We start from the raw sequence: 6,649 nt of genomic DNA, 5'->3' as shown, positions 1-6,649 counted from the left end.
TCATGACAACCTTTCAAAGAACCGATTCCAACAATGCAGACTTTCAGGACCTGGTAAAACAACTGGATGCAGACCTGGCGATACGTGATGGCGCAGAACATGCTTTCTATGACCAGTATAACAAGATCGTAAACATAAAACATGCAGTAGTTTGCTACCTCGACGATCAACCGATCGGTTGTGGCGCCTTTAAAGAATATGACGATAAGTCGGTAGAGATAAAACGCATGTATGTTAAACCGGCCTATAGAGGTAAAAGTATTGGCCTGTATATTTTGAAGGAGTTGGAGTTATGGGCGGCAGAATTAAATTATCCAACCACTGTTCTGGAAACCGGCAAAAAGCAACCCGAAGCCATCCGGTTGTACGAAAAGGCAGGCTATACCCGCATCAAAAACTTCGGGCAATATGAAAACGTTGAAAATAGCGTTTGTATGTCGAAGGATATTTCGTAATAATTAACTTTAACAATTCATAGCCCTTTCAAAAGTAGACTTAGGTTTAAATTAGTAGTAAACCTTATCATATGAAGTTTTTACTACCTATAATTATCCTGGTCACTCTGTTTGCCTGTAAAAAAGAAAAAGAAAAGGTCGATAATAAAAAAGCTACGCCGCACCTTACCTTTACCCAGGAAAATAAAAAATGGTTTATTTATTTTCCTGGTCAGGATTGGAAATTCAAAAATGACAAAGGCGACAGCATGGTTTACAAAGTCATGCTGATAGAACAAAATTTTCTCCAACCAGAGTTTAGAGACACTACCTCTACGATCATAGCCTATACCCAATCTTACAAGGTAACTTTAAAATCAGCCGACGATTCCATTGTTGTTTACTTTTATAAAGAGTATCAGAGTAATGACCCAGATAAATTGCGGTGTAACATTCTTTGGACTTCCATGAAAGGACAGCTGCTTAACCTGGCTGCTATTGAAAACAATGCTTCCTTTAACCAGAAAACGGTGAGTGGATTAACATATACAACGGTAACGCCGGCTGTGCCTTCATCTGATATGGTAGATCCGTTCACCCGGTTCGACAAAGCCTGGTACGACCAGGGCGCTGGATTTATTGAGATCATAGATATGAATGGCGTTTCCTGGAAAAGGGTATAAATTTAAAAAGCCCTCCGTCCCGGCTAAGCCGGGATCAGGGGCTTTTGTGTAAGGCGAGACGACTACTGTTCAATCTGCATAAGACTGATAGCTGTACCGCCGCCTGCGGCGAGGGAAAGCTTCAGTTTGGTATTGCTATCAACCAGTAGAGTTCTGATGGAATAGGCTTCGGGATCTGTTTTCCAGTTAGCACCCACCCCATCTTCATACAGGGTTGCTTTGTATTTTTTTCCTTTCTCCAAAAAGTTCAACAAGAGGGTTGTTGTTCGCGCATGCTCATCCGTGATGGCGCCAACGAACCAGTTGTTCGTTCCCTTTCCCTTGCGTGCAATGGTTATATAATCGCCTGGTTCCGCTTCCAGAATTCGGGTAGTATCCCAATCAACGGGTACATCTTTTATAAACTGAAAGGCATCGGGTTTGGCTTCATAATTCTCCGGCAGGTCGGCCGCCATTTCAACCGGACTGAACAAGGTAACATACAAAGCCAGTTGTTTGGTTAGCGTGGAATGCACCGAGCGGTCTGGCATGCCTGGTACATAACCCTTTAGTTTAAAAATGCCCGGTGTGTAATCCATTGGCCCACCCATCAACCGGGTAAATGGTAAAACGGTTTCATGATCCGGCGGATTTCCATTGCTGAAGGCATGGTATTCATTACCCCGGGCAGCTTCACAGGCCATGAAGTTGGGATAGGTGCGTTGCAGTCCTGTCGGTCTTGGCGGTTCATGCGCATCCACCATTACATGATAGCGCATGCCTTGCTGCAGCACCCGTTCATAATGATTTACCATCCACTGTCCATCGTGGTGTTCACCCCGCGGAACAATACGGCCCACATACCCGGTTTTCACGGCAGGGTAACCGAATTGTTGCATGAACCGGAAAGCCGTATCGAGCTGCCGTTCGTAATTGGTGGCAGACCCCGACGTTTCATGGTGCATGATCATAGTCACGCCTTTGGACCGTGCATACTCCGTAATTTCCTTTACATCAAAATCAGGGTATGGCGTAACAAAATCAAACACATTTTCCTTCCAGTTGCCAAACCAGTCTTCCCAGCCCCGGTCCCAGCCTTCTACCAGCACGCCACCGATCTTGTTCTTTGCTGCAAAATCAATATACCGTTTTACATTGGCGGTATTGGCGCCGTGCCGGCCATTGGGGATCAATTGCCCATTGGCGTTGGTGCTATCGGCATAGTCAGAATAATTCCAGGTGCTTTTGCCGGTTTGCATTTCCCACCACACGCCCACGAATTTCATGGGTTTTATCCACGACAGATTGGGCGAAGCCGGTGGGTCGTTCAGGTTGAGGATCGTTTTTGACGCCAGGATGTCCGCTGCTTTATCACTCACGAGTAGCGTGCGCCAGGGCGTATGCGCAGGTGCATGCAGGTAGGCTTTGTTATTACAGGCATCCGGCACCAGGGTCGATGTTAATATGAACTCCTTTTTATCAACATGCAATTGCATGGCCGGGTAATTCAACAGGGCGGCTTCATGTATATTGATGTAGAGTCCATCGGCCGTCTTCATCATTAACGGTGTTTGCACCGCCAGCGAATCGGTTACCGTACGAACGGCAATATCTGTGGCCGCCTGTACAACCGGTGCATTGTTCACTTCACTAAGCAACGAAGTAGTATAGGCGTATTCATTGGTATCAAAATCGCCGGGGATCCAGAATGCTTTATGGTTACCGGCCAAATGAAACTGCGTGCACTCTTCTTTTACAACAAAATAAACAAGGCCTGTTTGCCTGGGAAATTCATAGCGGAACCCTACTCCATCGGCAAAAACACGAAACACAATATCAAGCAGTTTTCCTGAACCATGTTTCAGGTGAACGGTGAGTTGTTCATAGTTGTTGCGAATGGTACTGCATTCTCCCCAAACCGGTTTCCAGGTTTCATCCACTACTTTCCGGTCAACATTTACCAGGGAAAAGTTTTTATAAAACAGGGAATCTGTTTCGAGCATAAAACCCAGTGCGGAGGGTTTCACTACATCGCGGCCATTGAACAAAACGGCATACACCGGCCGTCCCTGCTCATCTATAAAAAACTGCAGCTTCACTTTTTCCCTGCTTATCTCCAACGGTGGACTTGCATAAACTACAACGGAAAGCAACAGGAATATTAATACGATACTGGTCTTTACGGGTATCATCATGTGTTGTATCAGTTTTTAATAACCGGCATTCTGTTGTCCGGCCATTTTGGGGTTTGAATTGAACTCTGACAATGGAATGGGCCAGCTGTAGGTTTTATCTTTCCATGCGAGGTTACCAGTAACATTCATAGCGGTTTCGTAATACGCGGCTTCTGAAGCCCCGATACGCCAGCGACACACATCAAACCACCAGCCGCCTTCGTTGAACAATTCAGCAAAACGCTCATAGTACAACGGGTTATTCCCTAATACCGGATCGCCAATAGCCACTGTAGAACCGGTTAAACTGGTATAATCAACCGGTGAGGCCGCATTTACGGGGTAACCATAAGCCCGGCGTTTTGTTTTGTTCAGGTACTCCAGGGCGGTAGCATTATCGTTCGTTCCTTTTTCGGCTTCTGCATATAACAAATACACATCTGCCAGTCGTATCAGGTAATAGTTCCACGCATCAGCCGGGCCTGTGTTGTTGATATTATTGAAAATGGGTGCATACTTTCTAAAGCTCCAGCCATACCGGTTTGTCTGGTTGGCCCAGAAAGCAGGCATGGATACCGGGAACCAGTTCCTGCCATCATATTTTACTGAATCGAGCCAGGGCTGCAGCGCATTTACAAACAACCGCGGATCACAGGTTTGATTGGTTCTTGCCTGTAAGGATTGCAGTTTATACGCAGGGTCCATTATTTTTTCGGGGTTGGTATAGCTTTTAGGTTTATTGGGGTCGAACGCAGGATTGGTCACCAATTTATAAGTACCCAGGTTGAACCCGAAACGCAAGACGTTTTTGTCGTGAATGATCTCATTGCCATATCCCAGGGGATTGGATGCGCCTTCGGTGCCATCATTGCCCAGGGCCCAGGGGCACCAGATCAACCCATTGATGGCAGTTGCATTGGGGGTATTGCCATAGACGCCATAATTGCCTTTTGAATCCTGGTCAATATTCAGTTCAAAGATCGATTCTTCATTGAACTCATTGGCATCGAGACCAATAAATGCATCGCGGTATTTTGCATAAGGCATCAAGGTCTTGCCGCTGTTATCGATCACATCTTTCAACACGGTCTTCGCATCATCCCAGTTCTGCATAAACACATAAGCTTTGCCCAGCAACGATTTGGCGGCCCATTCGCTGATCCTTCCTTTATCGTTGCCCGTCCAGTTTTTTCCTTTCAACAACTGTGCAGACGTTTTTAAATCACTTACGATCAGGTCCCACACTTCTTTTACTGTACTGCGTGTTTTTTGCGTTCCTTCCAGGTTAGTTGGCAGTTCACTGAAAATGGGAATGCCTTTTTTATCGGCCCCGGATGTCGGGGTCAGATAACTTTCGCCAAACAAACATTCCAGGTTAAAATAATAGTAGGCCCGTAAAAAATAGGCCTGTCCTTTTACCAGGTCGGCGGTTGGCTGGTCCTGCGGTTTACCGGAATGCGTCATATAAAAATCAACGCCCTGTAATGCCACATTGCAGTTTTTAATACCAGTATAAAAGCTTGTCCAGGCTTCCTGAACGTACTGATTATTGATGCTTATATTGGTAGCCGCCATTTCGTTCCAGGAAGGATCGCCGTCATACACACTGTTGGCAGTATGCGTGGCGTTCGACAAAGCTTTTGGCCATAAATGAAAGCCAAACAAATTCGCATCGCGTAAATTGGAATAGCAGGGCGCCAGCACACTGTTCAAATCGTTCAGGCTGGCAGGAAAGTTAGTGGTGGAATAGCTGTCGGCAGGCGCAACCAGTCCGGGATCTTTTGTACATCCTGCGAGAATAGCAAAGCCTAGTATTATGACGTTTATTTTTTTGAACATGGTAATTATTTTTAACGATGGCTAAAAATTTATATCGATGCCTGCTGAATATAACTTCACCTGCGGGTATTGCGACACGGCATCCAACCCGCGGGTAGTAACGCCGATTGCATTGCCCACAAAACCCGACATAGCAGCTGCTGAATAAGCGCTTCCCAATTCAGGATCGAGCCCTGAATATTTTGTAATCACAAACAGGTTATTGGCCATTACAAATACGCGGACGGTTTTAATACCTGCCTTTTGCAACAGCGGCTGATTGAACGTATAGCCCACCTGCAGGTTTTTTAATTTCAGGTAATCGCCTTTTTCAACAAAGTAACTGTTCACGGAGGTGTAGTTCTTATTGGGATCCAGCGTGAACGTACCATCGTTGTTCTTAATACCAAGGCGAGGCTGACCGGTCAACTGGTTATCACCGAGGAAAGAAGCGCCAAACACTTTGCTGGTAGTATTTCCATCGGCGAATGGATACATTTCATAAGCTTTCACCCCATTGAAAATATCAACACCAGCCACGCCATTGAATAACAACGATGCATCAAATCCTTTGTAGTTAAGTCGGATGTTGGCGCCGTATACAAATTTTGGATTGGGATTACCAATTACCTGGCGATCGTCGGGCGAAATGGTTTTACCATTTTTATCATCGTGTGCAAAGATCAGGTCGCCGGCCTTTGCACCAGGTTGAGCAGTGGCAGCAGCCGCTTCTGCATCGGTTTTAAACATCCCAAGCACTTTATAGCCATAAAAAGAACCGAATGGCAAACCGGCTTTGGTAACGGTAATGCTCTGGTTCGACATCACACTGAAACCCGCATCGCCAGTAGAATAATAGTTATACCCATCGAACAGTTTGTCATTGGCAATACCACTCAGGTCTATCACTTTGTTTTTATTAAACCCGCCGTTCACACTAACGTCGAAACCAAAGTCAGAAACCTTGCCACGGTAGCCGAGCAGCACATCAACCCCTCTGCTGTTTACCTTACCAATATTTGTAAAATAAGGCGCTGTATAACCGGAGCTCAAGGCAACCGGCAGGGCATACAACATATCTTTTGTATCGCGTGTATAGTATTCAACCGTGAAATAGGCTTTGCCATTCAGCGCTTCTCCATCTAATCCCAGGTTGGTTTCATACACAGTTTCCCAATGCAGGTTGGGGTTAGGAATGGCATTAACCGTTACGCCAATATCCAATGGGCCACCGGGTGCAAAATTCGCGCCTGACAGCGAACCTAATCCATTGGGGCCAGCAAAGGAACTATACGCAGCAACATAGGTATAAGGCGGAATATTGCTGTTTCCCAGCGTACCATAACTGCCACGCAATTTTAAGCGGCTCAGTGTCGATCTTAATGGCGTAAAGAAGTTTTCTTCGCTGATATTCCAGCCGGCCGAGAAAGCGCTGAACACGCCGCGTTGTTTGTTGGGCCCGAATACCGTGAAGTTGGCATCCTGCCGTACGGAACCCGTGAGATAATAGCGGCCTTTATAATTATAGTTGACCCTGCCAAAAAATGATTTTATCAAACCC

General features: G+C 45.9%; 5 protein-coding genes. 2 read left to right on the top strand and 3 right to left on the bottom strand.

Annotated elements, in window-relative coordinates; genetic code table 11:
- Together ACJ751_RS18360 and ACJ751_RS18355 are read left to right on the top strand one after the other, a co-directional pair.
- Positions 1-455 (top strand): GNAT family N-acetyltransferase (locus ACJ751_RS18360; protein WP_407746976.1); only part of this gene is annotated, 455 nt, incomplete at its 5' end.
- Between the two features lie 71 nt (positions 456-526).
- The gene (locus ACJ751_RS18355) at positions 527-1,117 is read left to right on the top strand and encodes a hypothetical protein (RefSeq protein WP_407746975.1); all 591 of its coding nucleotides are present in this window, start codon (positions 527-529) and stop codon (positions 1,115-1,117) included.
- A 62-nt stretch (positions 1,118-1,179) separates the two neighbouring features.
- Here ACJ751_RS18355 and ACJ751_RS18350 read toward each other — a convergent pair whose 3' ends face one another.
- The 3 genes from ACJ751_RS18350 to ACJ751_RS18340 all read right to left on the bottom strand — a co-directional run.
- A complete protein-coding gene (locus ACJ751_RS18350) occupies positions 1,180-3,291 on the bottom strand; it encodes a glycoside hydrolase family 97 protein (protein ID WP_407746974.1) in 2,112 nt (703 codons plus the stop codon).
- Between the two features lie 15 nt (positions 3,292-3,306).
- Entirely contained in the window at positions 3,307-5,109 is a 1,803-nt protein-coding gene (locus ACJ751_RS18345; protein ID WP_407746973.1) for a RagB/SusD family nutrient uptake outer membrane protein, read from the bottom strand.
- Between the two features lie 21 nt (positions 5,110-5,130).
- The coding region (locus tag ACJ751_RS18340; RefSeq protein ID WP_407746972.1) for a TonB-dependent receptor domain-containing protein at positions 5,131-6,649 on the bottom strand (1,519 nt) is incomplete at its 5' end.

Source organism: Niastella sp. (assembly GCF_045805085.1).
Taxonomy (GTDB): domain Bacteria; phylum Bacteroidota; class Bacteroidia; order Chitinophagales; family Chitinophagaceae; genus Niastella.
Note: the sequence above shows the minus strand (reverse complement) of the source record. Positions and strands in the feature narration are given on the sequence as shown.

Excerpts from the sequence above, each read along its gene's own strand:
- ACJ751_RS18345 (WP_407746973.1), bottom strand. The coding sequence starts at position 5,109 with ATGTTCAAAAAAATAAACGTCATAATACTAGGCTTTGCTATTCTCGCA.
- ACJ751_RS18355 (WP_407746975.1), top strand. The coding sequence starts at position 527 with ATGAAGTTTTTACTACCTATAATTATCCTGGTCACTCTGTTTGCCTGT.
- ACJ751_RS18350 (WP_407746974.1), bottom strand. The coding sequence starts at position 3,291 with ATGATGATACCCGTAAAGACCAGTATCGTATTAATATTCCTGTTGCTT.